The organism is Ensifer sp. B1-9 (assembly GCF_050474445.1).
Classification (GTDB): domain Bacteria; phylum Pseudomonadota; class Alphaproteobacteria; order Rhizobiales; family Rhizobiaceae; genus Ensifer.
This window is the reverse complement of the sequence record NZ_JBCHVG010000001.1, coordinates 252,271-277,692: the sequence shown is the minus strand read 5'-3', so window position 1 is coordinate 277,692 and position 25,422 is coordinate 252,271. Positions and strand designations below refer to the sequence as shown.

26 protein-coding genes are annotated in these 25,422 nt (G+C 64.3%); 13 read left to right on the top strand and 13 right to left on the bottom strand.

Annotated elements, in window-relative coordinates; translation table 11 throughout:
* The first annotated feature begins 82 nt into the window (after positions 1 to 82).
* The 4 genes from ACQ5BM_RS01285 to ACQ5BM_RS01270 all read left to right on the top strand — a co-directional run bounded on the left by ACQ5BM_RS01285 (position 83) and on the right by ACQ5BM_RS01270 (position 3,316).
* Complete coding sequence (locus tag ACQ5BM_RS01285; protein ID WP_429806736.1) at positions 83 to 1,177, top strand: AbrB family transcriptional regulator; 1,095 nt, start codon at positions 83 to 85, stop codon at positions 1,175 to 1,177.
* 381 nt (positions 1,178 to 1,558) lie between these two features.
* Positions 1,559 to 1,933 carry a COG4315 family predicted lipoprotein gene (locus tag ACQ5BM_RS01280; protein ID WP_429806734.1) on the top strand — a complete coding sequence of 125 codons (375 nt, stop codon included), beginning with the start codon at positions 1,559 to 1,561 and terminating at the stop codon, positions 1,931 to 1,933.
* A complete protein-coding gene (locus ACQ5BM_RS01275; RefSeq protein ID WP_429806732.1) occupies positions 1,917 to 2,471 on the top strand; it encodes an RNA polymerase sigma factor in 555 nt (184 codons plus the stop codon). The genes ACQ5BM_RS01280 and ACQ5BM_RS01275 overlap by 17 nt, the downstream gene beginning before the upstream one ends.
* Entirely contained in the window at positions 2,468 to 3,316 is an 849-nt protein-coding gene (locus ACQ5BM_RS01270; RefSeq protein WP_429806730.1) for an anti-sigma factor family protein, read from the top strand. The genes ACQ5BM_RS01275 and ACQ5BM_RS01270 overlap by 4 nt, the downstream gene beginning before the upstream one ends.
* 38 nt (positions 3,317 to 3,354) lie before the next feature.
* On the opposite strand, the gene ACQ5BM_RS01265 is transcribed toward ACQ5BM_RS01270, so the two are convergent.
* From ACQ5BM_RS01265 to ACQ5BM_RS01240, 6 genes are all read right to left on the bottom strand, one after another.
* On the bottom strand, positions 3,355 to 4,200 hold the full coding sequence (locus ACQ5BM_RS01265; protein WP_429806728.1) for a glycosyltransferase family 2 protein: 846 nt from the start codon (positions 4,198 to 4,200) through the stop codon (positions 3,355 to 3,357).
* A gap of 32 nt (positions 4,201 to 4,232) precedes the next feature.
* Positions 4,233 to 5,174, bottom strand: coding sequence for a glycosyltransferase family 2 protein (locus ACQ5BM_RS01260; RefSeq protein ID WP_429806726.1), 942 nt, complete (start codon positions 5,172 to 5,174; stop codon positions 4,233 to 4,235).
* Between the two features lie 187 nt (positions 5,175 to 5,361).
* The gene (locus tag ACQ5BM_RS01255) at positions 5,362 to 5,736 is read right to left on the bottom strand and encodes a nitrile hydratase accessory protein (RefSeq protein WP_429806724.1); all 375 of its coding nucleotides are present in this window, start codon (positions 5,734 to 5,736) and stop codon (positions 5,362 to 5,364) included.
* Positions 5,723 to 6,382 carry a nitrile hydratase subunit beta gene (gene nthB / locus ACQ5BM_RS01250; RefSeq protein WP_429806722.1) on the bottom strand — a complete coding sequence of 220 codons (660 nt, stop codon included), beginning with the start codon at positions 6,380 to 6,382 and terminating at the stop codon, positions 5,723 to 5,725. The genes ACQ5BM_RS01255 and nthB overlap by 14 nt, the downstream gene beginning before the upstream one ends.
* Positions 6,379 to 7,017, bottom strand: a complete 639-nt coding sequence (gene nthA / locus ACQ5BM_RS01245; protein ID WP_429806720.1) for a nitrile hydratase subunit alpha — start codon at positions 7,015 to 7,017, stop codon at positions 6,379 to 6,381. Before nthA ends, nthB begins: the two co-directional genes overlap by 4 nt.
* 196 nt (positions 7,018 to 7,213) lie before the next feature.
* The gene (locus tag ACQ5BM_RS01240; protein ID WP_429806718.1) at positions 7,214 to 7,807 is read right to left on the bottom strand and encodes a LysE family translocator; all 594 of its coding nucleotides are present in this window, start codon (positions 7,805 to 7,807) and stop codon (positions 7,214 to 7,216) included.
* A 240-nt stretch (positions 7,808 to 8,047) separates the two neighbouring features.
* Here ACQ5BM_RS01240 and ACQ5BM_RS01235 point away from each other — a divergent pair, with 240 nt between their 5' ends.
* Positions 8,048 to 8,893, top strand: coding sequence for an aldo/keto reductase (locus ACQ5BM_RS01235; protein WP_429806717.1), 846 nt, complete (start codon positions 8,048 to 8,050; stop codon positions 8,891 to 8,893).
* A gap of 21 nt (positions 8,894 to 8,914) precedes the next feature.
* On the opposite strand, the gene ACQ5BM_RS01230 is transcribed toward ACQ5BM_RS01235, so the two are convergent.
* The 4 genes from ACQ5BM_RS01230 to ACQ5BM_RS01215 all read right to left on the bottom strand — a co-directional run bounded on the left by ACQ5BM_RS01230 (position 8,915) and on the right by ACQ5BM_RS01215 (position 13,163).
* Complete coding sequence (locus ACQ5BM_RS01230; protein WP_429806715.1) at positions 8,915 to 9,940, bottom strand: NADP-dependent oxidoreductase; 1,026 nt, start codon at positions 9,938 to 9,940, stop codon at positions 8,915 to 8,917.
* 399 nt (positions 9,941 to 10,339) lie between these two features.
* On the bottom strand, positions 10,340 to 10,912 hold the full coding sequence (ilvN, locus tag ACQ5BM_RS01225) for an acetolactate synthase small subunit (protein WP_429806713.1): 573 nt from the start codon (positions 10,910 to 10,912) through the stop codon (positions 10,340 to 10,342).
* Between the two features lie 23 nt (positions 10,913 to 10,935).
* Positions 10,936 to 12,714 carry an acetolactate synthase 3 large subunit gene (locus ACQ5BM_RS01220; RefSeq protein WP_429806711.1) on the bottom strand — a complete coding sequence of 593 codons (1,779 nt, stop codon included), beginning with the start codon at positions 12,712 to 12,714 and terminating at the stop codon, positions 10,936 to 10,938.
* Positions 12,715 to 12,926: 212 nt separating this feature from the next.
* Positions 12,927 to 13,163, bottom strand: a complete 237-nt coding sequence (locus ACQ5BM_RS01215; RefSeq protein ID WP_429806710.1) for a hypothetical protein — start codon at positions 13,161 to 13,163, stop codon at positions 12,927 to 12,929.
* 94 nt (positions 13,164 to 13,257) lie between these two features.
* Here ACQ5BM_RS01215 and ACQ5BM_RS01210 point away from each other — a divergent pair, with 94 nt between their 5' ends.
* The 3 genes from ACQ5BM_RS01210 (at position 13,258) to ACQ5BM_RS01200 (ending at position 16,679) form a co-directional block, all read left to right on the top strand.
* Positions 13,258 to 14,631, top strand: a complete 1,374-nt coding sequence (locus ACQ5BM_RS01210; RefSeq protein ID WP_429806709.1) for an MATE family efflux transporter — start codon at positions 13,258 to 13,260, stop codon at positions 14,629 to 14,631.
* Positions 14,628 to 14,882, top strand: a complete 255-nt coding sequence (locus tag ACQ5BM_RS01205; RefSeq protein WP_429806708.1) for a hypothetical protein — start codon at positions 14,628 to 14,630, stop codon at positions 14,880 to 14,882. The genes ACQ5BM_RS01210 and ACQ5BM_RS01205 overlap by 4 nt, the downstream gene beginning before the upstream one ends.
* 63 nt (positions 14,883 to 14,945) lie before the next feature.
* Positions 14,946 to 16,679 (top strand): tetratricopeptide repeat protein, encoded by a 1,734-nt coding sequence (locus tag ACQ5BM_RS01200; protein ID WP_429806706.1) that lies wholly within the window; start codon positions 14,946 to 14,948, stop codon positions 16,677 to 16,679.
* Positions 16,680 to 16,778: 99 nt separating this feature from the next.
* On the opposite strand, the gene cax is transcribed toward ACQ5BM_RS01200, so the two are convergent.
* A complete protein-coding gene (gene cax / locus ACQ5BM_RS01195) occupies positions 16,779 to 17,879 on the bottom strand; it encodes a calcium/proton exchanger (RefSeq protein ID WP_429806704.1) in 1,101 nt (366 codons plus the stop codon).
* A gap of 323 nt (positions 17,880 to 18,202) precedes the next feature.
* Between cax and ACQ5BM_RS01190 the strand changes: the two genes are divergently transcribed.
* From ACQ5BM_RS01190 to ACQ5BM_RS01180, 3 genes are all read left to right on the top strand, one after another.
* Positions 18,203 to 20,245, top strand: a complete 2,043-nt coding sequence (locus tag ACQ5BM_RS01190) for an ATP-binding protein (protein ID WP_429806702.1) — start codon at positions 18,203 to 18,205, stop codon at positions 20,243 to 20,245.
* A gap of 207 nt (positions 20,246 to 20,452) precedes the next feature.
* Positions 20,453 to 21,148, top strand: coding sequence for a class I SAM-dependent methyltransferase (locus tag ACQ5BM_RS01185; protein ID WP_429806700.1), 696 nt, complete (start codon positions 20,453 to 20,455; stop codon positions 21,146 to 21,148).
* Positions 21,149 to 21,280: 132 nt separating this feature from the next.
* The gene (locus tag ACQ5BM_RS01180; RefSeq protein WP_429806698.1) at positions 21,281 to 21,682 is read left to right on the top strand and encodes a VOC family protein; all 402 of its coding nucleotides are present in this window, start codon (positions 21,281 to 21,283) and stop codon (positions 21,680 to 21,682) included.
* Positions 21,683 to 21,818: 136 nt separating this feature from the next.
* On the opposite strand, the gene miaA is transcribed toward ACQ5BM_RS01180, so the two are convergent.
* On the bottom strand, positions 21,819 to 22,736 hold the full coding sequence (gene miaA, locus ACQ5BM_RS01175; protein ID WP_429806696.1) for a tRNA (adenosine(37)-N6)-dimethylallyltransferase MiaA: 918 nt from the start codon (positions 22,734 to 22,736) through the stop codon (positions 21,819 to 21,821).
* Between miaA and serB the strand changes: the two genes are divergently transcribed.
* Together serB and ACQ5BM_RS01165 are read left to right on the top strand one after the other, a co-directional pair.
* Entirely contained in the window at positions 22,735 to 23,622 is an 888-nt protein-coding gene (gene serB / locus ACQ5BM_RS01170; RefSeq protein ID WP_429806694.1) for a phosphoserine phosphatase SerB, read from the top strand. The two genes, miaA and serB, sit on opposite strands and share 2 nt — an antisense overlap.
* The gene (locus ACQ5BM_RS01165) at positions 23,619 to 24,191 is read left to right on the top strand and encodes a GNAT family N-acetyltransferase (protein ID WP_429806692.1); all 573 of its coding nucleotides are present in this window, start codon (positions 23,619 to 23,621) and stop codon (positions 24,189 to 24,191) included. The genes serB and ACQ5BM_RS01165 overlap by 4 nt, the downstream gene beginning before the upstream one ends.
* A gap of 39 nt (positions 24,192 to 24,230) precedes the next feature.
* On the opposite strand, the gene ACQ5BM_RS01160 is transcribed toward ACQ5BM_RS01165, so the two are convergent.
* Complete coding sequence (locus ACQ5BM_RS01160) at positions 24,231 to 25,133, bottom strand: LysR substrate-binding domain-containing protein (protein ID WP_429806690.1); 903 nt, start codon at positions 25,131 to 25,133, stop codon at positions 24,231 to 24,233.
* Positions 25,134 to 25,422 lie beyond the last annotated feature (289 nt).

Sequence of the window (25,422 nt, the reverse complement as noted above, 5' to 3'; positions counted from 1 at the left end):
GCTGCAGTGCAGACCATCGCTCGAAGCCCGTTAAGGCCGGCCACCAATGGCCGCTCCCGCCTTTTCCGGGCCATGCCGGAGAATGCCCGTGACGACCGACAAGTCCAAAGCCGCGTCCCCTCCGGAAAAGGTCGGCATCGGACGGCTGCCGCCGTGGCTGCAATGGTGCCTGCTTGCGGCCTTGTCGCTCGTGCTTGCCACCTGTTTCGAATTCGTCGGCATTCCCGCCGGGCTGCTGATGGGGCCGATGCTTGCGGCGGTGCTCGTTGGCCTGAACGGCGGCACGATCCGCCTGCCGCGACAGCTCTTCTTCTGCGTGCAGTTCATCCTGGCCATGATGATCGCGGGCGCCATGACGCCGGGCATGCTCGCAACCTTCTCCGGCAACTGGCCGCTGTTCCTCGCCGTCATCCTTTCGGTCATCGCCGTCAGCACGCTCTGCGGCTGGGTGATCACCCGCATGCGCATCCTGCCGGGCACGACGGCGATCTGGGGCTCTTCCGCCGGTGCCGCCTCGACGATGCTTTTGATGGCCGACGCCTACGGCGCGGACGCCCGCCTGGTCGCCTTCATGCAATATCTGCGCGTGATCTTCGTCGCCAGCACCGCGACCGTGGTGGCGCATATGTGGGTCACCGGTACGGAAGCCGAGCAGACCACCCATTGGTTCGCGCCGGTCGCCGGCCTCCCCTTCCTCGAGACCATCGCCGTCGGGCTCGGTGCTGCCCTTGCCGGCCGCATTCTGCGCGTGCCGGCGGGCGCCTTCCTGTTGCCGTTCCTCCTCGGCGCCGTGCTGAACGTCACCGGCGTCATGACCACGGTGCTGCCGCAGTGGCTGCTGGGGCTCTGTTATGCTCTGCTCGGCTGGAATATCGGGCTCGGCTTCACCCGCCAGATCCTCATCCACGCGCGCCGCGCCCTGGTGCCGACCGTCCTCTCGATCATCGTTCTGATCTCCTTCTCGGGTCTGCTCGCGGTGCTCCTGATCAAGGTCGTCGGCATCGATCCCCTCACCGCCTATCTCGCCACCAGCCCCGGCGGGCTCGACTCGATCGCGGTCATCGCCGCCTCCAGCAACGTCGATCTCTCCTTCGTCATGGCGCTGCAGACCGCCCGCCTGCTGATCATCACCATGATCGGCCCGGCGCTCGCCCGCTTCGTCGCCGACCGGGCTTGAACCGCTCGACGTCTATACGCCTGGCGGTGCCTACAGCGCCGCGCGTCTTATCAGACGCGCAAAGGTCGCTGTCCTTAAACCGAGGTCGATTTGAGGACAAAGACATGCAGTAGCGGCCAAAAGGCCGGCCGAAACTGCCACCAGTTTTCCGGGAATAAATCCGCCGCGCACCGTGTCTCACGGTCGGATCTGCAAGCACGCGGCTCTTACGGAAACGGGACTAGGGCATCCCGCTTTCAAGTAGCATCACTTGGAGGCGGGAAGATGCTCTGGAATCGAAGTCCTGGAGCGACCTTGGTGCGTTCATCTGAACGCACGGCGCTCCAGGAGGCATTCGCCCGTTTCCGGATACGAAAACCATCTTGAGGAAGGACAATTGCCATGAGAACGTTTGCATTGACGATCGCCATGCTCCTTGCCGCCGGCGCCACGGCCTTTGCCGCGCCACCGGTCAAGGAAGTCGAATCGGCCAAGGGCAAGGTACTGGCCGGCGAAAACGGCATGACGCTCTATACCTACAAGGACGACCATGGCGGCAAGTCCAGTTGCTACGACAAGTGCGCCAAGAACTGGCCGCCCTTCCTGGCGGAAGCCAGTGCCAAGGCAGAAGGCGCCTATACGATCGTCGAGCGTAAGGACGGCAAGAAGCAATGGGCGAAGGACGGCATGCCGCTGTATTTCTTCGTCAAGGACAAGAAGATGGGTGACATTACCGGCGACGGCGTGAAGGGCGAATGGGATGTCGCAAAGCCGTAATGGCGGAAATGCGGATGCGGGGGGCGATCCCCCCGCATCCGACCGGTTCGAGGAGGATGTGCTGGCACTCGTGCCGGCGCTGAGGCGCTATGCCCGCAGCCTCGTGCGTTCGGACCCGGACGGCGAGGACCTTCTGCAGGATTGCGTGGAGAAGGTGCTGGCGCGCCGCGCGCAATGGCGCGGCGTCAATCTGCGCGCCTGGGCCTTCACCATCATGACCAATCTCGGGCGCAACCGGCATCGTTACCTCGCCATGCACCCGCAGGTGGCGCTGGATGAGGATCTGGGGCTCGAGGCAGAGAACCGCGAGAGCGATCCGCTCGAGCGCTCCAAGCTCGAACGGGCGCTGAACGGCCTTTCGGCCGAAAACCGTTCGGTGCTCATGCTCGTGGTGATCGAGGGGTACCGCTACCAGGACGTGGCCGAGATGATGGCCATTCCGATCGGCACTGTCATGTCGAGGCTCTCGCGCGCCCGGCGCCAGTTGGCCGAAGCCATGAAGGACGACAATGTGATCAGCATGCGGAGACCGAAATGACGGAAGATCTCAACACCGTCTCCGAAGACGACCTGCACGCCTATGTCGACGGTCTCTTGACCGCGCGGGAACGCGACCGGATCGAGCAATGGCTGGAGCGCAACCCCGCGCGCGCCGAAGAAGTCAGGCAATGGCAGGCGCAGGCGGTGGACCTCCGTGCGCTCTTCGCCGGTTACGCCCGCAGCGACGCGCGCGATCGCGCCTTGCTCTCGAACAGCAGCCACAGCGATCTTCCGCAACCGAACCCGGACAAGAACAACGGCAAGGACACAGGCTCCGCCATCCGCCATCTGCGCGCCGTCGCCGCCGGTCTCGCACTTTTTGCCGCCGGCGGGCTTACCGGCCTCTATGCGCCCGCGCTGCTTTCGGCCGATCGCGACAGCCGAGCGATCGAGACCGCCGACAGCCTGCCGCGACAGGCGCAATCGGCCTTCCTGGTCTATGCCAGCGAAGTGCGCCACGCGGTGGAAGTCGGCGCCGACGAACAGAGCCATCTTGCCAGCTGGCTCGGAAAACGCCTCGACCACCCGCTGTCGATCCCCGATCTCTCCTCGCTCGGCTTCTCCCTGGTCGGCGGCCGGCTGCTGCCGGTCAACGGCAAGGCGGGGGCGATGTTCATGTATGAGGATGGCACCGGACGCCGGCTGACCGTTCTTCTCGGCCGCAACGACGACAACCGCGAAACCAGTTTCCGCGTCGACAGCGCCGACGGCGTCGAGACCTTCTACTGGATCGACGGCCCGATCGGCTACGCCGTCACCGGCGAGGTGCCGCGCAACCTGCTGCAGCAGGTGGCCCGCGAGTGCTACCGCCAGTTTGACAGGGGCGAGGCGACGGGAAGCTGAGACGGCGACGTGCCGTCTCACTTTCGCATTTCATCCGCTCAAAAGAAGCCGAGCAGCTTGTAGCGGGTCTTGCGGCGCGCGTCGTTCCAGAACATGCGGAACAGCAGGAACCGCGTCCACGGCGACATCGGCGGCAGCTTGTCCTTCAGCCGATAGCAGCCGACCGTATATTCCCAGCGCTGCGCAAATTTCTCCCGGAAGGTTTTGGCCCCATAGCGCTGAACCGATCCCGAACCCTCGATGAAATGGAACTCGGGCCCTTCCACATAGGCGACGAGATCGCGCACCACGAACTCCGTGATGATGTAGGAGGCACCGGTCCAGGGGTAGCTGAACTCCGCATAGCGGCGGAGCAGGATCTCCAGGCTGCCCTCCGCGCGATAGATGCCGTACACCCATTCCGACGGATAGCTGAGATTGCGCGGGATTTTACCGTCGCGGATGCGTTGGGCAAAATTGAAGACGTCGCGGTTGGGGGTCGCAAGGCGCCCCTTGCCATTGTTGATCCGCCGGACGTCCGAAGCCCCCAGGAGCTTGGTCTTATCCGCCTCGAGCGCTGCGACGAGGCGCGACAGGTAGTCGAGCGTCGAATAGTCGTCGCAAGCCCGGAGGCAGAAATATTCGCCGAGCTCGGTACCGAGGCGGAAGCACTTGAGAAAGTTCTCGTCGGCGTCGAGATGCACTTCGTTCTCGAGCACCTCGAAACGAGGATCTTTCGCCGCGAAGGCCCTGGCGATCTCCAGCGAACCATCGGTCGACCGGTTCTCGACGATGATGGCGCGAAAATCCTTGAAATCCTGATCCGCGATGCATTGCAGGCACTTTTCCAAGGTCTTCGCCCCATTGAAGACCGGAAACAGAACGACGAGTTTCGCCTTCCCCATTCTCACTCCAAGCTATTTTTCCGGGCGGCGTGTCAGGCGCGCTCAAGCCGCGTTATGAATCCGAGATCCAGCAATTGTCTCGATCCGGTAAAGCGTACCGATACGTCCGACGTCAATTGCAGGCCGCCGTTATTTGCAATGCTCTCCTTGATCTTCACATAGACGGCGGAGGCATCGAAATATTGGCCGCCTGCCGCCGCCGCGTCGACGACCTCGGCATAATCGGCGAAGAACTTGAAATGCAAGAGCACGCCCATGGCGGCCGGGAAATTCCTGTCATAGGGCAAGGGCTGGTGGATGCTGGGGCCGAAGCAGCATTCGCGGTCCCAGAAGATCAGCGGATATTTGACCATCTCCAGGTCGGCGCCGAACTTGCGCCGGCGCGGTCCGCCCTTGACGCAAAAGGCCCGCTTCATCGCGCACATCGTATAGCCGGCAGCGTCGAAATGATCGGCAATCTCCCAGGGAGCCTGCTGCTGCAGCTTATCGACGTCGGCGCCCTCCAGGTCGACCGGATACATGTCGAGCATGGGGGCCAGCAGGCGGCGGGCGCCCATGCGCTCCAGCACCGGAATGAGCCAGCCGAGCCCGCGTTCCTCATAGCCGTCGTAGACGAGATACTCGTCGGAATCGACATTGACGTACCAGCGGCCGGTGCCATAGCGCTCGAACAGCGTCTCCCGCCACTCGCGCCCGCGCCGCGCCTCCTTGAACCGAACGATGGACGACCAGACGTCGACGTCCGGCTGCGCCACCAGATAGTCGCGCGTGCCGTCGGATGAGACGTCGTCGACGCAGATGAAGCGTGTTACCCCGAGCTTGCGGTAATGCGCCAGGAACGACGGCATCAGCTTGAGGTCGTTATGGGTGATGAACATCAACGGGATATCGTCGGACGCCAGGGTCGCCGGCCCCCGCGCGTTGAGGCAGGTCAACTCGTGCCGGCGCTTCTTCTTCCTCTCGCGCCGGGCCATCCTTTTCGTTTCCAGCCATGTGCTGAGACGCTGTAGCGGCGTTCTTCCGAATACGTTCGCCGCCGCCTCCGTGGAGGAAAAAGGATATCGCGTTTCACCCACGGCAAGCCCCGGATCGTTTAGCTTAGCAGCCTCTACGTGAAAATCCGGCTGTGATCAACTTGCCATTTCGGCCGGAGCTTCGACGTCAGGGGCGCTCAGGATCGTTGGCGAGCACGATCGGCTGGCCATGCGGCGTCGCTTCCGCCGCCCGCTGCCAGCTCCGCGTCAGATGTTCCAGTTCACGCCCGGAGGCGATCGAGAGTTCGGTGACGAGGCGCGAGAGAGCGGCCACCCAGCAGTCGTAATAGTCGCTGGCATCCGCCTTGCGGCCGGGCTTATAGAGTTCGGCCGAGAGCGCCTCGGCCCATTCCGGCCAGGAGAACACGCCCTTTTCGTGCAGGCGCACGGTCATGGCAAAGGCGTTCGCCTGCCAGGGCTCGGCGAAAACCGGATCGCCCTCCGGCGATTTCGGCAGTTCGGCCGAGGCAATGAGCGGCGACACCACCTTACACGTGTTCAAGATAGCTCTCCCAGGCATCGATCGAGACCGTCAGCGTCGGGTCGGCGCCCTCGCCCCAGATCTCGGGCCCGTCGAAGACGACGGTATAGACCCATTGCGGATTTTCGCCGCGGCCATGAGCGTTGTCATCCGGAAAGACGAAGGAGCCCTGCACCGCCTCCACCCGACCGAGTTTGGCGCGGGCATAGCGCGGCAGGCGCGTATGGGTTTCCGGATTGAAATTCTTAGTGCGCACCCGGTCGCCGACGGCAAAGCGCGGCGCGGTCTCGACCGGACGGTCGCAGGGGCCACCCTTGGCGAGCACGCCGGCAACCATGTCGGCCTTCAGCACCCGCTTCGGGGTCGCCCCCTGTTCCAGCCTGTGGCCGCCGTCGAGTTCGGCCTGGCTTACGAAGCCGTGGCGCTTCAGCAGCGTCTCCAGCGCCCGCGTCCAGATCTCGTAATAGCTCGCCGAGAGATAGGTCGCCGGCGGCAGGCTTTCGCGCGCATGCCGGCTTTCGTCGATCGTCCAGGCGCCGAAGGCACCGCAGGAGAGCGTGATGCCGAGCGCCCGCTTCTCCCATTCCGCATGGAAATAGGGTTCGTCCTTTTCCGGCGCCACCGGCCCGAGGCCGTGGGCGCCGCCGAGATCGTGCGGGCCGTTCATCGAAGCGCCTCCGCGGAAAGCGGCAGGCCGGTGCCGATCATGGAATCGCGCGTCACCAGTTCCGCCAGTTCCTCCTCGCTGAAGCCTTCGGTGCCCGCCGGCCGTTCCGGCACCACGAGATAGCGCAGTTCCGCCGTCGAATCCCACACGCGGATACGGGTCGCCTCCGGCAGCGTCACGCCGAATTCCGAAAGCACCCCGCGCGGATCGATGACGGCGCGCGAACGATAGGGCGGCGCCTTGTACCAGACCGGCGGCAGGCCGAGCACGGACCAGGGGTAGCAGGAGCAGAGCGTGCAGACGACGAGGTTATGGGTGTCGGGCGTGTTGAACACGGCGCGCATATGCTCGCCCTGGCGGCCCGTGAAGCCAAGGCTGGCGATCGCCTCCGTGGCGTCACGCTTCAGCCAATCGGCGAAATCGGCGTCGACCCAGGCCTTCGCCACCACGCGCGCACCGTTGCGCGGGCCGATCTTCGTCTCATAGGTCTCGACGATCGCATCGATCGCCGCCGGATCGATCAACCCCTTCTCGGTCAGCACCGTCTCCAGCGCCTTCACCCGCGCTTCCATGTCGGTGAAATGGTTGTCGTGGTGGTGATGGTCGTGATCGTGGCCATGATGGTGTTCGGGCATGCCTGGCTCCTCCGCCGGGAAATCGCGTCATTACGACTGTATGTCTCCTTAAATCGAGCTCGATTTAAGGACAAAGACATGCAGCAAGTCAAAGTGCTGCAGCGACCTTTGCGCGTCTCAGAAGACGCGCGGCGCTGTAGTGCAGAATCGCGCCCGCCGAAACCGGCGGGCAGCTCCACGGCCTTCCGGCTTTTCTCTATTTCAGCATCGGCCAGAGGCTGACGACGAGCAGCACCGCCATGGTGATGTTGAACCATTTCAGCCGCGACGGCTCGGACAGCCATTGGCGGAGCGCCGAACCGAAGCCCGCCCAGGTGGAGACGCTCGGCACGTTGACAAACGCAAAGACGAGACCGACGACGAGAACGCTCATCAGGTAGCTCTCGCTGCTGGTATAGCTCGCCATGGCCGAAACCGCCATGACCCAGGCCTTGGGATTGACCCATTGGAAGGCGGCCGCCTGCAGGAAGGTCATCGGGCTGGAACCCGCCTTGCCCTCGCCCAGCGAACGCGAGGTCCCGATCTTCCAGGCGATCCAGACGAGATAGGCGCCGCCGGCAAATTTCAGCGTGGTATAGAGCAGCGGCACGGAATGGAGCAGCGCACCGAGGCCGAAGCCGACGGCGATCAGAAGCACGAAGAAACCGGCGCCGATGCCCAGCATATGCGGCACGGTGCGCACGAAGCCGAAATTCACGCCCGATGCGAAGAGCATCATGTTGTTCGGTCCCGGCGTGATCGATGTGGTGAAAGCAAACAAAAACAGCGCCAGCAGCGTATCGGCCTGCATGGGTCTCCTCCGGACTAATTGGGTCAGCATAATTGACCTATTGGCCGGCACCAGCCGCGAACTTGTCACCATGACATATTGACGAAGCGCATTATCAACGACTTTCACGCGAGATTAGCCGCCTGCAGCGCAAGAGAGCTTTGCGTGAGGACATGGGCTCGAAAGCGCGCCACTTTGCGCTAGATTGCCGGTCGGACTGGACGACCGCCGTCCGACCTATTCGCCCGCGAGGAGAACAGCATGCACGATCCCATCCCGACAACGACGCTGCCCGATGGCAGCCGCGTGCCCGTATTGGGGCAAGGCACCTGGCGCATGGGCGACATGGCCTCGCGTGCGGCCGACGAGGTGAAGAGCCTCCAGCTTGGCCTCGATCTCGGCATGACGCTGATCGATACCGCAGAAATGTACGGCAACGGCGCCTCGGAACGGGTCGTCGGCGAAGCGGTGCGCGGTCGGCGCGACGAGGCCTTCATCGTCAGCAAGGTGCTGCCGTCGAATGCCAGCCGGCTCGGCACCGAGGCCGCCTGCGAGCGCAGCCTGAAACATCTCGGCGTCGACCATATCGACCTCTATCTACTGCACTGGCGCGGCGGCTATCCGCTGGCCGAAACGGTTGCGGCTTTCGAGGCATTGAAAAAAGCCGGCAAGATCCGCGCCTGGGGCGTCTCGAATTTCGACGTCGACGACATGGAGGAACTTCTGTCGGTGCCGGACGGCAGACATGTCGCCGTCAACCAGGTGCTTTACAACCTCTCGCGCCGCGGCATCGAGTTCGACCTTCTGCCCTGGTGCCAGCAACGTGGCATCGCGATCATGGCCTATTCGCCCCTCGACGAGGGCCGGCTGCTGCGCAACCCCGATCTCATCCACATCGCCAAGGCGCACCAGGCGACCCCGGCCCAGATCGCCCTCGCCTTCCTCAAGACCCGCCCGGGAGTGATCTCGATCCCGAAGACCGGCTCGGCGACACGCGCCCGCGAAAACCGCGACGCGATGGATATTCACCTGACGGCGGACGACCTCGCCGACCTCGACCGCACCTTCCCGCCGCCGAAGCGCAAGCGCTCGCTGGAGATGATTTGAGCGCTGGCCGCGCAAGCGGGCTTATCGGCTTTCGATCTCCACCACCACCTTGCCCTTGGCCCGGCCGGATTCCAGATAGGCAAAGGCTTCCGAAACATGCTTGAACGGAAACACTCGGTCGATGACGGGCCTGACCGCCTTGGTCTCGATAAGATCGGCGAGCCCGGCAAGCTCGGCGCCATCAGGATGCATGAATAGATAGCGGTAAGTAGCGTCATGTTTCCTGGCGACGGCGCGTATCCTGTAGGATGCAAGCCAGAAAAGCGCCGTCAGGAACACGCCACCGCCGAGATCCTTCCGCGCGGTTTCAGGCTCGGGCATGCCGGCGATGGAAACCACTTTTCCGCCGCGCTTGACCACGCCGAACGACCTTTCGAGCGCTTCGCCGCCAAGCAGATCGAAGACGCCGTCCATGTCGTGCAAGCACTCCTCGAACCGTTGTGTCGTGTAGTCGATCACCACATCCGCGCCGAGCTCTTCGACAAGCGCACGGCCACGAGCCGATGCCGTGGTCGTCACCTCTGCCCCCAGCCTTTTTGCCAACTGGATGGCGAAGGTGCCGACGCCCCCTGCGCCGCCGGATATGAAGATCCTGTTGCCCTGCTTCACGTCGAGTTCGTTACGGAGCGCCTGCAATGCGGTGAGGCCGGCGAGAGGCACGCCAGCCGCGGTGCAGAAGTCGATCGACGCGGGCATCCTCGCCAGAAGCTTCGCAGGGACGACCGCATACTCGGCCAAGCCGCCCATGGCATCCTTGGGCATGCGCGCAAAGACACGATCTCCCGGGGTGAAGGACGTGACGTCTTCTCCCAGTTCCTCCACCACGCCGGCAAGCTCGTTACCCATGACGATCGGCAATGGATAGCGCTGGACAACCCTCAGAGCACCTTGGCGCGTTTTGTAGTCGATGGGATTGAGACCTGCGGCATACACCCGGACAAGCACTTCGCCACGCGCCGGTCGCGGACGCGGCACGTGGCGCAACTCAGCAGCGTCGGGACCGCCGTATCGTGTCAGAACCAATGCCCGCATCGTCGTGGAACTCATCCGGCACCCGATATCTTCGGATTTCCATCCGGGATTAGTCGGCGAGAAATGCCGGCGAAGTCAACCGAGCGAATGGTGTAACAGCGTCCACCAGAACACCCCACTCTCAAGTGGAATCGCTGGAAGCAGAAAGATTCTCCCGATTCAATGGACGTTCCAGGGCTTCACCTGCCCCCTCATCCGGCCTGCCGACCACCTCTCCCCGCCACGCGGGGAGAAGGAAACGCGCGGCGAGCACCCGGTACCAAGACACCGAATGCTACCTGCATATATTCGTTTTGGGAGGTCAACAGAGCCGCGGCACGCTCGGCACCGTCCTCTCTCCCCGCCTGCGGGGAGAGAGTTAGTCCTCGGGATAAACCCGAGGAGAGGGGCAATTCCCCCTCACCGGCTCAATAATCACATGCCCTGCGGGCCGCGGTTCATCGCCGCGATGCCGGTGCGGCAGACTTCGATGAGGCCGAGCGGCTTCATGATGGCGATGAACTGCTCGATCTTCGACGGCTTGCCGGTGATTTCGAAGACGAAATGCTCGATGTTTGCGTCGATGACCGAGGCGCGGAAGGCGTCGGCGAGACGCAGCGCCTCGACACGGTGGTCGCCCGAGCCCTGAACCTTGACGAGCGCCAGTTCGCGCTCGATCGGGCGGTCGTGGCCGAGGCTGGCGGCGCGCACCGTCAGATCGACGACGCGGTGCACCGGCACCAGCCGCTCGAGCTGGTTCTTGATCTGGTCGAGCACGTGCGGCGTGCCGCGCGTCACGATGGTGATGCGCGACAGATGCGCCTCGTGCTCCGTTTCCGAAACCGTGAGGCTTTCGATGTTGTAGCCGCGGCCCGAGAACAGGCCGATGACGCGGGCAAGGACGCCCGGCTCGTTGTCGACGAGGACCGAAAGCGTGTGGGTTTCGGCGAGCTCGGTCTCCTTGGCAATGAAGTAGGCGGAGCCGGTCGGTTGAAGGTGTGCGTTCATTTCAATTGGTTCCTCTACCTATCTCAGACGAGCTGACGGCCCTTGGCGTCGATCGCGTTGGCGACCGCTTCGTCCGTGGCTTCGTCGGGCAGGAGCATCTCGTTATGGGCCTTGCCCGAGGGGATCATCGGGAAGCAGTTGGCGAGATTGGCGACACGGCAATCGAAGATGACCGGTGCCGGCGTGTCGATCATCTGGCGGATCGCAGCGTCGAGCTCGCTCGGCTTGTCGCAGCGGATGCCGACGCCGCCATAGGCTTCCGCCAGCTTGACGAAGTCAGGCATCGCCTCGGTGTAGGAGTGCGACAGGCGGTTGCCGTGCAAGAGCTGCTGCCATTGCCGCACCATGCCCATGTACTGGTTGTTGAGGATGAAGATCTTGACCGGCAGGCCGTACTGGACGGCGCAGGACATTTCCTGGATGCACATCTGGATCGAGGCATCGCCGGCAATGTCGATGACGAGGCTGTTCGGATGCGCGACCTGCGCGCCGATCGCCGCCGGGAAGCCGTAACCCATCGTGCCGAGGCCGCCCGAGGTCATCCAGCGGTTTGGCTGCTCGAACCCGAAGAACTGCGCTGCCCACATCTGGTGCTGGCCGACTTCGGTGGTGATGTAGGTGTCGCGGTCCTTGCTCAGCTCATAGAGCCGCTGGATCGCGTATTGCGGCATGATGACGTCGTCGTTCGGCGTGTAGGCGAGCGAGTTGCGGGCGCGCCACTTGGTGATCGTCTCCCACCAGTCCGAGAGACGCGCCTTGTCGGCCGACTTGGAAGCCGCGCGCCACAGGCGAACCATGTCTTCGAGGACGGTACCGACGTCGCCGAGGATCGGAACGTCGACGCGGACGTTCTTGTTGATCGACGACGGATCGATGTCGATGTGGATCTTCTTGGAGTTCGGCGAGAACGCATTGAGGCGGCCGGTGATACGGTCGTCGAAGCGGGCGCCGATGCAGATCATGACGTCGCAATCATGCATCGCCATGTTGGCTTCGTAGGTGCCGTGCATGCCGAGCATGCCGAGCCAATTCTTGCCCGAAGCCGGATAGGCGCCGAGGCCCATCAGCGTCGAGGTGATCGGGAAGCCTGTCAGGTCGACCAACTCGCGCAGCAGATGCGAGGCTTCCGGACCGGAATTGATGACGCCGCCGCCGGAATAGATGATCGGCTGGCGCGCGGTGCGCATCAGCTCGACCGCTTCCTCGATCTTTTTCAGGTCGCCCTGCGTCTTCGGCTGGTAGCTCTTCTGGGTCGGGACGGCAGACGGCGGCGTGTAGGTGCCGGTCGCGAACTGGATGTCCTTCGGGATGTCGACGACGACCGGGCCCGGGCGGCCGGACTGGGCGACGCGGAAGGCCTCATGGATGATGCGGGCGAGATCGTTGACGTCCTTGACCAGCCAGTTGTGCTTGGTGCACGGCCGGGTGATGCCGACGGTGTCGCATTCCTGGAAGGCGTCGGAACCGATCAGCGAGGTCGGAACCTGGCCGGAGATGCAGACGAGCGGGATCGAATCCATCAGCGCGTCCTGCAGCGGGGTCACCGCATTGGTGGCGCCGGGACCGGACGTGACCAGCATGACGCCGACCTTGCCGGTCGAGCGGGCATAACCTTCGGCCATGTGGCCGGCGCCCTGCTCGTGGCGAACGAGGATGTGCTGGATATCGTCCTGCTGGTGGATTTCGTCGTAGATCGGAAGCACGGCGCCGCCGGGATAGCCGAAGATATGCTCGACGCCGTTGTCTCTCAGAGCCTGGAGAACGATCTCCGCGCCTGTCATCTGATTTTCTGTACCGCTCATTGACCTGCTTCCGTCCCTTTTCCCGTTGGGTGCTTAGCTTGTTTGAAGGCATAAAAAAAGGCCCCGTCAGGAGCCTCGTTCAGCGCATGGGTGGCTACCGCCGGATGGTTACACCATCCTGCCCATGCGCCGTCCCACCACAAGAATAACCGCGAAATTTTTCATGGGGCGATTTGATAACCACAAAACCCCCATGCGTCAACGGCTTTTAGTTACACGATCCGGTTCCTGTGCGGAACATTGTTGCGCAAACCGAAGCGCTCGACCGCGTGGCCGGCCGAGAAAGGGGCGACCGGGAGCATGACGATGACGGCATGGCGCCGGCCTGCACGGACGCGCAAGGGCCATCGAAGCCCCGGCTTGACGGCGATGCGGCTTGGCGCTACCTCCATTGCGGGCTTCAGATCCCCGCCGCTCGCAGACGTCTTCGTCCCGGTGAAATCTGACATCTGACGACACCCTCTCGCCCCGATCGCATTTCGTGTGGCAGGCAATGCGAGCCCCTCCTCTTCCCAATCGAAATGCGAAGACAAGGAGCGTTGGATGTCCAAGGACATTTCCAGGCATAATACCTTTTTGACGGCGCCCCTAGGCGCGATCTTCGCCAAGACGGCTTTGCCGATCATCTTCGTGATGAGCATGAACGGGCTGTTGACGGTGGTCGATGCCGTCATGCTCGGCCTTTATGTGGGTGCCGATGCCGTCGGCGCCGTGACCACGGTGTTCCCGATCTTCATCCTCACGGTGGCGCTGGCAACCCTCGTCGTCAGCGGCATGGCGAGCCTTCTCGCCCGCCATCTCGGCGCCGGCCGTTTTACGGACGCCCGCGGCGTCTTCGCCGGCGCCCATATGCTGGCGCTGACGATCGCCGCGGTGCTGGCCGGCCTGTTCGTCACCTTCGGCGAACCACTGGTGCTGATGCTCGCCAATGGTCCGGGTGCCCTCGCCGGCATGGCCTACCGCTATATCGCGATCATCGTCTTCTGCACGCCCATCCAGTTCCTGCTGGCGGTTCATTCGGATGCGCTCCGCTGCGAGGGCCGCGCCGGGCTGATGGCAGGCCTCAGCCTGCTGGTCTCGGTCGCAAACCTCGCCCTCAACTATGTGCTGATCGCGCTCTTGGACATGGGCGTTGCGGGCTCCGCCACGGCCACGGTTCTCGCCCAGCTCCTGGCGCTTGGCCTCATCGTCCTCTTCCGCATCGTCGGACGCACCGAGCTCCGCCTCTCGGCCCTGTTCCGGCACAGCCCGTTGACGGGATGGAGCCGCATGATCGCGCTCGGGAGCCCGCAAAGCCTCGGCTTCATCGGCATGGCGCTGGTTTCGATGACGATCATGACCGCGCTGCAGAAGACGGCGGCCGAGAGCTACGACACCACGGTCGCCGCCTATGGCATCATCACCCGCGTCATGACCTTCGCGCTGCTGCCGCTTCTCGGGCTGAGCCAGGCGATGCAGGCGATCGTCGGCAACAACATCGGCGCCGGCCTCGCCGATCGGGCCAACAGCATGCTGCGCCTCGGCCTGCTCGTGGCGCTCCTCTATTGCCTTGCGATCGAAGTCCTGCTCGTCGGATTTGCCGGGCCGGTCGGCGCGTTCTTCGTCGACAGCGATGCGGTCGTCTCCGACGTCGCGCGCATCATGCCTGCCATGGTCGCGATGTACCTCTTCTCGGGTCCGCTGATCATGCTCGGCAGCTACTTCCAGGCAATCGGCGATGCCGGCCGGGCGGCGATCCTGGGGCTTTCCAAGCCCTATCTCTTCACCATGCCGCTGGTCGCGCTCTACGCGTCGACCTTCGGCGAACCCGGCATCTGGTTCGCGACGCCGACGGCGGAGGCGCTATTGCTGGTGGTTGCGATGCTGGTGTTATGGCAGTCGTCGCGGCAACGGGCCGTTGCCCGCCGGCTGCCTTGACGAACGCACGATCGACCCCTGACGGGATCGATCGGCGACGCTGCCATGTCCCAGCGGAGGAAAAGCGCGCGCGGCTGCCCGCGCGCATTCCGCCAGACCTGTCGGCCGCAAGCTGGAGCGCCGTGCGTGCTGCCGGCTGGGCGGGCACCTCCATCGCGATCCACGCCATCACCGAAACCCGGCTGCTGCCGGCCAAGACCCCGCGCTTCATCGAGTTTCTGCAGGAACAGATGGGACGGGCACAGCCGTAAGCGCAATCATCTTCCGGCACCCATGAGAACACGCTAAAGTACACGCGGCATGCGGAGAGCGGGATGGCAAACGGGCGCGTCGAGCGGCGACTTGCGGTCATCATGGCCACCGATATTGTCGGCTATTCCCGTCTGACGGAGGCCGACGAAACCCGCACGCTCGACACGATGAAGCGGCTGCAGACGTCCATCCTTGCGCCCGGCATCACCGCTTGCGGCGGCCGGATCGTCAAGCTGATGGGCGACGGCACGCTCGTCGTCTTCAACTCCGCCGTCGATGCGGTGGACTGTGCCATATCGCTGCAGGAGGCGCTGGCTTGCGACCAGCAGGAGCAGCCGACCGACGACCGCATCCTCGTCCGGATCGGCATCAACCTTGCCGACGTCGTTATCGAAGGCGACGATCTGCTCGGCGACGGCGTCAACGTCGCCGCCCGCCTCCAGGCCTCAGCCACCCCCGGCGGCATCTGCATCGCCGATGTCGTCCATCGGCAACTCGGCGCCAAGGGCCGATCGGCCTTCCTCGACGGCGGCGAGATCGCGCTGAAGAACATCACCCGGCCCATCCACGTCTGGCACTGGACGGACGCGCCGACGATCGGCCCATCGATGTCGCAAGCCTGCGCGCGCACGTCGATCGCCGTCCTGCCTTTCGAGAACCTGAGCAACGCGCCGGACCAGACCTTCTTCAGCGATGGCATCACCGAGGATATCATTGGTGGCCTTGCCCGGTTCCGCGCCCTTTCCGTCACCGCCGCAAGTTCCTCCTTCAGCTTTCGCGGCGAGCACGCCGACATAAAGGAGATCGGCCGCAAGCTCGGCGTCACCTATCTCGTCGACGGCAGCGTCCGGCGGGCGGGCGAGCGCATGCGCATCACCGCACGGCTGATCGAGGTCGCCAGCGGAACCCATCTTTGGTCAGAACATTACGACCGCAGGCTGACGGATATTTTCGCCATTCAGGATGACGTAACGCGAATGATCGTCTCCACGCTCGTCGGCCAGATCGAAAGCGCAGACCTGCGCCAGGCGTTGCGCAAGCCGCCGAAGAGCCTTGCAGCCTATGAATTCTACCTGCGCGGGCTTGCGCATATTCGCGGTTACGAGCCGGACGACAACCGGCAGGCGCATGCCATGTTCCAGGCGGCCGTCGACCGCGACCCGCAGTTTGCCCTCGCCCATGCCTATTTGGCGCTCGCCATCATCGCCGAACAAGGCTACGGCAACGCGCCATCGGACGTTCTCGACGCCGCGCTCGCGATCGCGCGAAAGGCCGTCTCGCTCGATGAGGCCGAGAGCGGTTGCCAGCGCATGCTGGCGATCATCCAATTCTATCGTCGCGAATTCGAGTTGGCGGAGCGGCACTATCGCCGCGCCTATCTGCTCAACCCGAACGACGCCAATACGCTGGTGCAGATGGGAGGGCTCTTGGCGCGGCGCGGCAAGCTCGATGAGGCGATGGAGTGGATCAACGAAGGCTTCAGGCTGAACCCGTTTCCGCCGCCCTGGTACAGCGCCACGCTCGGCAACGCCCTCTATATCCTCGGCCGCTACGAAGAGGCCGCGGCGGCGCTGAAGGAACTGCCCAATCCCGGCCCCTTCACGCTCGCACGCCTCGTCGCCTGCCACGCCCAGTCCGCCAACGCGGCCTCCGTCGAAGAGACGAAGGCCCGTCTTCTACAGGTGTGCCCGGACTTCTCGACGGAAGACTTCATCCGGCGCGGCCTCTTGCTCGAGCGAGACGAGCACCGTGATCTGTTTCGCCAGGGCCTGCTGAAGGCAGGGTTGCCGGCGTGATGCAATCGGCTGGCCCGAACATTTCCCGATCATTTCCGCTTGTCGTCTGGCTCCCCGGGCCGGGTTCGAACCGGGAACGAGCCAGCCGGCGGGTGCGCCTCACGGCTGCACTTGCGGCGGCAGCAGGAACAGGGTCATGCCGAAGATCACATAGACCGTCAGCGCCAGAACGCCCATGTACCAGGCAGACCGCCCGCCGTTGGAAAGCAGCGTTGCGGCCATTGTCGCGATCAGCATCATCACCACCGCACCCGGCCAGAATTGCAGGTTCATGGGCTGCGGGCCGATGACATAGCTCAAGAGCACCAGCAGCGGCGCGACGAAGAGGGCGATCTGGGCCGCACTGCCGAGCGCGACGCCGACGCTCAAGTCCAGCCGGTCCTTGCGCGCCGCAGCGAAGGCCGTCGCCATCTCGGCGGCGGCACCGACCAGGGCCACCACGATGAAGCCGACGAAGGCCGGCGTCATGCCGAGCTCTTCGGCCGCCACCTGCACCGATCCCACGAAGACCTCGCTGACCAGCGCCACCAGCACCGTGACGGCCAAAAGCACGACTATGCCCGTCGCCAACGGCCAATGCACTTCGTCCTCGCCATGCCCGGAGCCGGCAGAGACGAAGAGCTCGCGGTGCGTCCTCAGCGAAAACAGCATCCACAGCCCATAGACGACGATGAGCACGATGGAGAGGCCGGCGCTGAGCTGCTGGGTGAAGGCCGTCTGCGGCTGGCTGTCGGCGCTGCCGATCAGCGACGGCACCAGCACCGCGACCGTCGCCAGGAACAGGAGGCTTGCCTGGAAGCGCGCATTCACCCGGTTGAATTCCTGCAGGTGATGGCGCAGCCCCCCGAAGAGGAACGAGCCACCCAGCATGAACAGCGTGTTGGTGACGATCGCACCGGCAATCGATGCCTTGACCAGCAGATACTGGCCGGCATTGAGCGCCATCAGCGCTATGACGAGTTCCGTCAAGTTGCCGAGCGTCGCATTGAGGAGCGCGCCGATCGTATCGCCCGTCCGTGCCGCAACCGCCTCCGTAGCCTGGCTGAGCAGGGCCGCAAGCGGCACGATGGCGGCGACAGAGAGCAGGAAGAGCAAGGTGTGCGCGCCGGGCCAGATATGCTCCCCCGCGATGACGACGGGTACGAAGACAAGCAGCCAGAGAATGGGTGTCCGGCGCAAATAATCCAATGCACTGCCCATGGCCGCCTCCCCCCCCCACGCGAACCCGCAACCATCCGTGATCGGCCGCACCGTCGCGGCCGCCGGGCCAACCGGATTCGACGCCCGGCCGGATCGGCTGGTCACGGCACTATGATTATTCCGCATCCGGCCGAAGCGCATTGACTTTTATCAAGCCGACCCGGTTCTCCCTGTTCGCCGAGCGGCCTCGCTACCGTGCTGATCGACGTCACCTCGGCCGGTGTCCTTCGCCACGTCCTGGGCTGAACGTCGGGCAAATCCGCGAAACCACTTGTTAAATCCCCCCGGCTAACATGAGCGGTTGTGATGCCGGGGTTTTTGCGTTGCTGAACAATGAACTTCATTCCTCGATCCGCGCAGGAGAGCAGGATCGCCGTGACGGCCTGAAGCCCGGCAACCGGTTCCTGGGGCGTGTCGTCGCGTGCAACGGCGCGCGCGCCACCATCGCGGCCGTCGCCGAAAACGGCGAGACCTCGCTGACCGAACTCTGGTCGGTCGGGCGACTGATCTCGATTTCCGTCGGCAGGAACCGTGTCGTGGCTCTGGTCTATTCCATGCAGACCGCCTCGGCCGAATGGGGCGAGGAAGCCAACAACACCTTCCGCATCGAAGTCGAGCTGATGGGCGAGGTCCACATAGGACCCGATGGACGCGAGGAATTTTCCGCAGGCATCAGCCAATATCCCTATCTCGGCGCCATCGTGCACCGCATTCGCGCGGCCGACCTTGCCCGCATCTACGATTCCGGCCGCAGCGATAGCTGCATCATCGGCAAGCTCACCCAGGACGAAAGCCTCGACGCGACGATCCACGTCCCCTCGATGCTCGCCAAGCACTTCGCCATCGTCGGAACGACCGGCGTCGGTAAATCGACCGCGGTGACGCTGCTGCTCAACAAGGCGATCGCCTCCGATCCGAAGCTGCGCGTGCTGATCCTCGACCCGCACAACGAGTTCGCCGCCGCCTTCCCGGAGCTTGCGGTCGTCATCGACACCGACACGCTCGACCTGCCCTTCTGGTTCTTCCGCCTCGAGGAATTCGCCGAGGTGATCTTCCGCGGCCGCCCGGCGCCGCCGGACGAGCTCGACATGCTGCGCGACATCATTCCCGAAGCGAAGAAGGCTTTCCGAGGCGGCGAATCCAGCCTCATGCGGCGCCAGACCGAGAAAAGCTCGATAACCGCGGATACGCCGGTGCCCTACCGCATCGCCGACCTCCTGTCGCTGATCGACGAACGCATCGGCCGGCTCGAGGGGCGCAACGACAAGCCGCATCTGCGCTCGCTGAAGGTCAAGATCGTCTCGGCGATCAACGATCCGCGCTACCATTTCATGTTCTCCTCGAACACCATCACCGACACCATCCAGGACACGATCGCCAAGATCTTCCGCATTCCCGGCGATGGGAAGCCGATCGCCACCTTCGAGCTTGCCGGCATTCCCTCGGAAGTCGTCAATTCCGTCGCGTCGGTGCTCTGCCGCATGGCCTTCGAAATCGGCCTGTGGAGCAATGGCGGTATTCATATGCTCGTCGTCTGCGAGGAGGCGCACCGCTACGTGCCGGCCGATCCCACGCTCGGCTTCCTGCCGACCCGCCAGGCGATTGCCCGCATCGCCAAGGAAGGCCGTAAATACGGCGTCTCGCTCGGCGTCATCACCCAGCGCCCCGGCGAACTGGACCCGACGATTCTTTCGCAATGCTCGACGGTCTTTGCCATGCGGCTTGCCAATGACCGCGACCAGGAGATCATCCGTTCGGCCATTCCGAACTCGTCGACCTCCACCACCAGCTTCATCTCCTCGATCGGCAACGGCGAAGCGATCGCCTTCGGTGAGGCCGTCGCGGTGCCGATGCGCATGCGCTTTTCCCGCATCTCCGAAGAGCGCCTGCCGCGCGCCCACGGCATCGTCGACCGGATCGATGTGGACGCGCCGCCGACCGTCGATCTGCGTTCGATCGTCAGCCGCATGCGGGCGATCAACGGGCCGGATATTTCCAGCTTCCAGCAGAGCTACATGGCAGCGTCGACCGGCAGCGAAGAGCGTCTCTGGGATAGCGAACTCGGAGCCGGATCCGCAAGCGAGACGGAACAAGGCTTCGCGGACTCGGCTCTGGCTGCCGAGCCCTACCGCCCGGACATGCTTCCACGCACCACCATTTCCCCCAATCCCGAGCTGGAGCGCTTCAACCAGATCCGCCAACAGCTTCTGAACGAAAAGCCCGCGGCCGAGCAGCCAGCACCCCGCTTCGGGGCGGCGGCGCCGACCGGACACGGCTCCCCGGCCGCCGGCGATCGGCCCCGCGAGGGGTCGCTCCGGGAAAGCCTGCTGAAGCGGCCGCTCGGCAGCATCATCCGCAAGACCTAAGTCGCGCAAAAGTGCGGGTTTGCGATAACGACAGGCGAAATATCAAAGACTTAAAGCGCAAGATTGCGACGCGCTTTGGCGCTCACGCCGGGCCATTCTCGCGCGACACCTGGCTTGCCAGGGAAATTGGGCCGCCGTTAGAATACAGGTTATGATTGTCTCGCAATCCAGGCGCTCATCCAAAGGTCAGCCCGCGCGGAGGGAATCTTGCCTGAGAATGATTATGATGCGTTTGCGGCCGCCTATGATGCCGACAACGAGAATAACGCCTGGAACGCCTATTACGAGCGGCCGGCCGCCCTTGCGCTCGTTGGCGAGGTCGCCGGGCTCCGGGTGCTGGACGCCGGCTGCGGTGGCGGTGCCCATGCCGCGGCGCTCCTGGAGCGTGGGGCGACGCTGACCGGCATCGACAGAAGCGCGGGCCTCCTGGAAATCGCGCATCGCCGCCTGGCAGGGCGGGCGCGATTGCTGGTTGCCGACCTGAACGAACCACTGCCCTTCGAGGATGGCGCTTTCGATGTCGTGCTTGCGTCCCTCGTCATGCACTATCTGCAGGACTGGTCGCCCCCTCTCCGCCAGTTCAATCGCGTGCTGGCCAAGGGCGGCCGCCTGGTCTTTTCGACGCACCACCCGTTCATGGATCATCAGCTCTCCGGCCATGACAACTATTTCGAGACCTACAGCTTCGACGATAGTTGGGAGCGTGGCGGCAGGACGATCAAGATGCGCTTCTGGCATCGGCCTCTTCATGCCATGATCGACGCGCTCGCGTCGGCGGAGTTTCGCATCGAGACGGTGAGCGAACCGCAGCCGGACCCCAAGGCCCGTTCCCTTTTTCCGAAGGCGTATGAAAGCCTGTCGACCAAGCCGCGCTTCCTCTTCTTCTCGGCGGCAAAGGTGTGAGCGAGGCAGCCGCGAGACTCCTTGGAACGCCACGGAACCTTTGCGGCGCCGCGTCGTTGGTCTGCGCGATCCTGTGGCGCGGACAGCCGGCGGATCTTCAAGCAATCGACGAAAGTGAGTGAGGAGGCCGCCATGGTCGCAAGCGTTACCCCTTTTTTGATGTTTCAGGATGGCGTGGCGGAGCAGGCGATGGCCTTCTACATCTCGCTGTTCCCGAATGCCGAGGTCCTGGAGATCGAGCACTACGGCCCGGGCGAACAAGGCCCTGAAGGTAGCATCAAGGTCGCACTTTTCCGGCTCGGCGCACAGCGGGTCAGGTGCATCGACAGCCCGGTCAAGCACGCCTTCGATTTCACCCCGTCCTTCTCTTTCTTCGTCGAATGCCAGAGCGAGGACGAGATCATCACGCTCGCGACCATGCTGGCCGAGGGCGGTGCCGTGCTGATGCCGCTCGACAATTACGGATTCAGCCAGCGCTTTACCTGGGTCAACGACCGCTTCGGTGTGTCCTGGCAGTTGAACCTCGCCGCCTGAGCCATCCTGGCTGCCGCCTGCCCTACAGCACCGCGCGTCCTATCAGACGCGCACAGGTCGCTGTAGCACTTCGATTTTCTGCATGTCCTCGTCCTTAAATCGAGATCGATTTAAGGAGACATGCAGCAGGCCTGGATCAAGCGCGGAGCACCGCGTCAGCGCTTTCGATGCGCCGCCAGCTCTCGTCGAGCTGGTTGCGGAACCAGGTCATCTGGCGCTTGGCATATTGCCGCGTGGCAGCGGCACCGGCCTCGATCGCCTCGGCCTCCCCGATCTCGCCTTTAAGGAGTGCCGCGATCTGGCTGACGCCGATCGCCTTCATCACGGGCATTTCCGGCGGCAGGTCGAGCGAAAGCAGCGCCCTAACCTCATCGATCGCGCCGCCGGCAAGCATCAGTTCGAAGCGACGGTTGATGCGGTCGTGCAGAAGCTTGCGCTCCGGCAGCACCACATATTTCTCCGCCCGGTCCGGATCGACGATGACAGGGCCGTTCTGCCGCTGGAAGAAGCGGATCGGCCTGCCGGTCGCCTCCACCACTTCGAGCGCCCGGACGATCCGCTGGCCGTCGCCGACGTTCAATGTCGCCGCCGTCTCCGGATCCTTGGCTTCGAGGTCGCGATGAAGGCTTTCGGGCCCTTCGGCCTTCAGCCTTTCACGCAGACGCTCGCGGATCGCGGCGGGGATCTCGGGCATGTCCGAGAGACCACCGGTCAGCGCCTTGAAATAAAGCCCGGTGCCGCCGACGAAGACCGGCAGCCGTCCCTCCTGCTTGAGCCTGGCAACGAGCGCTTGCGCCTCGCGCACCCAGGCGCCGGTGGAATAGGCGGCGGCCGCCGACACATGGCCGTAGAGGCAGTGCTCCACGCCGCCCATATCCGCTTGGTCGGGCCGCGCCGTCAGCAGCCGCAGCGTGTCATAGACCTGCATGCTGTCGGCATTGACGACCACGCCGCCGTGGCGCCGCGCCAGCTCGACGGCAAGCGCAGACTTGCCGCTGGCGGTCGGCCCGGTTATCAGGATCGCGTCGCTCTCGGTTTCAAGGTTATTGTCCATGGCTCTCGTTGCCACGCTTATCGCCAATCCGTCAAATCCTGTTCTGACGCCCGCACTTGCGGAAGCGGCTGCCGATGCCGTCAAGGCGTCCGGCCTTTATTGGCTGGCCGATGGCGTCGCCTGCGACATCGCGCTTGCGGACGGCACCGACGCGAACGCGGCCGAAGCGCTGCTGCGCGCCGAAATCGGCACCGCCGCCATCGACGTCGCCGTGCAGGACGCCGAGAGCCGTCGCAAGAAACTGCTGATCGCCGACATGGATTCGACCATGATCGGCCAGGAGTGCATCGACGAACTGGCCGCCGAAGTCGGCCTCAAGGACCAGGTGGCGGCCATCACCGCCCGCGCCATGAACGGCGAGATCGCCTTCGAGCCGGCCCTGATCGAACGCGTCGCACTGCTGAAGGGCCTGCCGCTCAACGTCGTCGACGAGGTGATCGCCAAGCGCATCACGCTGACGCCAGGCGGGCGGCAACTGATCGCGACGATGAAGAGCAAGGGCCACTACACCGCGCTCGTCTCCGGCGGCTTCACCGTCTTCACCGGGCCGATCGCCGAGATGCTCGGCTTCGACGAGAACCGCGCCAACACGCTGCTTGCCGAAGCGGGCATCCTGACCGGCGAGGTCGCCAATCCCATTCTCGGAAAACAGGCCAAGGTCGATGCTCTCATCGACATCGCCGCGCGCCTCGGCATATCGACCGGTGAAGCCCTTGCCGTCGGCGATGGCGCCAACGATCTCGGCATGATCCAGCTCGCCGGCACCGGGGTCGCACTGCACGCCAAGCCCGTGGTGGCCGAGCAGGCCAAGGTTCGCATCGACCATGGCGATCTGACCGCCCTTCTCTATCTCCAGGGTTATCGCAAGACGGATTTCGTCGGATGATCATCGGCGAGACCGGCCGGCTGCGCATCCGGGCCTGGAAGAACAGCGATCGCGATCTCTTCTTCGAGATCAACAGCGATCCCAAGGTCATGGCGTTCTTTCCCTTCCGCCGCAGCCGCGCGGAAGCGGACGCGCTGTTCGATCGTGTCGGCCGCGGCATCGCCGAAACCGGCCTGGGTTTCTTCGCGGTAGCGCTAAAGGCCGACGACCAGCCGATCGGCTTCTGCGGCCTTGCCTTGACGGATCTGGAACCGCACTTTCCCAATGGCACGGTCGAGATCGGCTGGCGGCTCGCCGCCCGCTATTGGGGCCAGGGCTACATCACCGAAGCGGCCTCCGACCTCCTGCGCTACGGCTTCGAGGAAAAAGGGCTCGACGAGGTCGTCTCCTTTGCCGTCGCCGCAAACACCCGCTCGACGGCGGTGATGCAGCGGCTCGGCATGCACCGCGACGCAAGCCGCGACTTCGACCACCCCCGCGTCCCCGCCGACCAGCCGGCACTGGTGCGTCATGTGCTTTACGCGATCAGCGCCGAGGAATGGCGCGCGCGGCGGGCGTCGGCCAAGTAAGCGCCTCCTTTCGACCGAGCCCCAAGCATCAACTCGACCTCACCTCTTCCGCTCCGCCCCCGGATAGGTCCGCTCGATCCAGGTGACAAAGGCCTTTGCCGCTTCCGACAGCGCCTCGAAGCGCCGTGCCACGAGAAAGAACGTGCCATAGGGCACCGAGACATCAAAGGGCTGGAGCAGCCGGCCGGTCTCGATATCGTCACGCGCGTGGTCGCGGTCGATCAGCCCGACGCCATTTCCCCTGAGCGTCGCCTGAAGCACCATCGAACCATCGGCGAAGATGGCGCCGCGATCCACCTTGACCGGGCCGGCGCCGGCGGCTGCAAACCAATGTTCCCAGAGCTGCCGGTTGTCCTCATGCAAGAGCGCGTACTGCATCAGGTCTTCGGGTCGCTCGAGCGGCCGCCCGCCTGCCGCCAGCGCCGGCGCGATCACCGGGATCATCTCGACTTCGGCAAGCCGGCGCGTCTCCACCCGCGGCCATGAATCGACGGTCAAGCTGTGGCGGATGGCGATGTCGGCATCGCCGCTGCGAAACTCGGCGAGCCGGGATTCCGCATCGATCATCAGATCGATCTCCGGATGCGCGTCCTGGAACTCCTGCAGATGCGGCACCAGCCAGCAGCCGGCGAAAGACGGCTCGGCGCTGACCCTCAGGGTCTGCGAGAGCCGCCAACCCGAGAGCATGTCGAGGCGCTCGCCCACCATGTCGAACGCCGCCGTCAACACGCCAAGCAGCGCGCGGCCATCGGCGGTCAGGCGGACGCTGCGGTGATGCCGCTCGAACAGCGGCCGGCCGATCAGGTCCTCGAGCTCGCGCACCTGCCGGCTGATCGCCGCCTGCGAGACGAAAAGCTCGGCGGCAGCCAGCGTGAAACTTTCGAGCCGCCCGGCCGCCTCGAAACTCCGCAATGCTGTCAGAGGCAAGCGGCCGCGCTTCATGCATAACCTCAAGTCATTCGAAGGCGATAGTAAACTCGTTTGAGGGGCGCGGGCAAGTGCGGTGAAATACTGGAGCGTCCCTTGTGCGTTCATCCGAACGCACGGCGCTCTAGGCAGCAAGGAGGTTCAGCCATGCTTGCGATCATCGAAGTCCTGTTCGACGCCCTGCGGCTGATGACCTTCCAGCCGATGCGCAAAGGATCCAACCGGCCCGCGTATACCAAGGCAACGGGCGACGAATGCTGATGCCGAGACCCTGCACGCATATCGGTTATTCCTCACACCTGCC

Bases quoted from the DNA above. Each gene is read 5' to 3' on its own strand.
- ACQ5BM_RS01285 (WP_429806736.1), top strand. From the start codon at position 83: ATGCCCGTGACGACCGACAAGTCCAAAGCCGCGTCCCCTCCGGAAAAG.
- ACQ5BM_RS01280 (WP_429806734.1), top strand. From the start codon at position 1,559: ATGAGAACGTTTGCATTGACGATCGCCATGCTCCTTGCCGCCGGCGCC.
- ACQ5BM_RS01275 (WP_429806732.1), top strand. From the start codon at position 1,917: ATGTCGCAAAGCCGTAATGGCGGAAATGCGGATGCGGGGGGCGATCCC.
- ACQ5BM_RS01270 (WP_429806730.1), top strand. From the start codon at position 2,468: ATGACGGAAGATCTCAACACCGTCTCCGAAGACGACCTGCACGCCTAT.
- ACQ5BM_RS01265 (WP_429806728.1), bottom strand. From the start codon at position 4,200: ATGGGGAAGGCGAAACTCGTCGTTCTGTTTCCGGTCTTCAATGGGGCG.
- ACQ5BM_RS01260 (WP_429806726.1), bottom strand. From the start codon at position 5,174: ATGGCCCGGCGCGAGAGGAAGAAGAAGCGCCGGCACGAGTTGACCTGC.
- nthB (WP_429806722.1), bottom strand. From the start codon at position 6,382: ATGAACGGCCCGCACGATCTCGGCGGCGCCCACGGCCTCGGGCCGGTG.
- nthA (WP_429806720.1), bottom strand. From the start codon at position 7,017: ATGCCCGAACACCATCATGGCCACGATCACGACCATCACCACCACGAC.
- ACQ5BM_RS01240 (WP_429806718.1), bottom strand. From the start codon at position 7,807: ATGCAGGCCGATACGCTGCTGGCGCTGTTTTTGTTTGCTTTCACCACA.
- ACQ5BM_RS01235 (WP_429806717.1), top strand. From the start codon at position 8,048: ATGCACGATCCCATCCCGACAACGACGCTGCCCGATGGCAGCCGCGTG.
- ACQ5BM_RS01230 (WP_429806715.1), bottom strand. From the start codon at position 9,940: ATGAGTTCCACGACGATGCGGGCATTGGTTCTGACACGATACGGCGGT.
- ilvN (WP_429806713.1), bottom strand. From the start codon at position 10,912: ATGAACGCACACCTTCAACCGACCGGCTCCGCCTACTTCATTGCCAAG.
- ACQ5BM_RS01220 (WP_429806711.1), bottom strand. From the start codon at position 12,714: ATGAGCGGTACAGAAAATCAGATGACAGGCGCGGAGATCGTTCTCCAG.
- ACQ5BM_RS01215 (WP_429806710.1), bottom strand. From the start codon at position 13,163: ATGTCAGATTTCACCGGGACGAAGACGTCTGCGAGCGGCGGGGATCTG.
- ACQ5BM_RS01210 (WP_429806709.1), top strand. From the start codon at position 13,258: ATGTCCAAGGACATTTCCAGGCATAATACCTTTTTGACGGCGCCCCTA.
- ACQ5BM_RS01200 (WP_429806706.1), top strand. From the start codon at position 14,946: ATGGCAAACGGGCGCGTCGAGCGGCGACTTGCGGTCATCATGGCCACC.
- cax (WP_429806704.1), bottom strand. From the start codon at position 17,879: ATGGGCAGTGCATTGGATTATTTGCGCCGGACACCCATTCTCTGGCTG.
- ACQ5BM_RS01180 (WP_429806698.1), top strand. From the start codon at position 21,281: ATGGTCGCAAGCGTTACCCCTTTTTTGATGTTTCAGGATGGCGTGGCG.
- serB (WP_429806694.1), top strand. From the start codon at position 22,735: ATGGCTCTCGTTGCCACGCTTATCGCCAATCCGTCAAATCCTGTTCTG.
- miaA (WP_429806696.1), bottom strand. From the start codon at position 22,736: ATGGACAATAACCTTGAAACCGAGAGCGACGCGATCCTGATAACCGGG.
- ACQ5BM_RS01165 (WP_429806692.1), top strand. From the start codon at position 23,619: ATGATCATCGGCGAGACCGGCCGGCTGCGCATCCGGGCCTGGAAGAAC.
- ACQ5BM_RS01160 (WP_429806690.1), bottom strand. From the start codon at position 25,133: ATGAAGCGCGGCCGCTTGCCTCTGACAGCATTGCGGAGTTTCGAGGCG.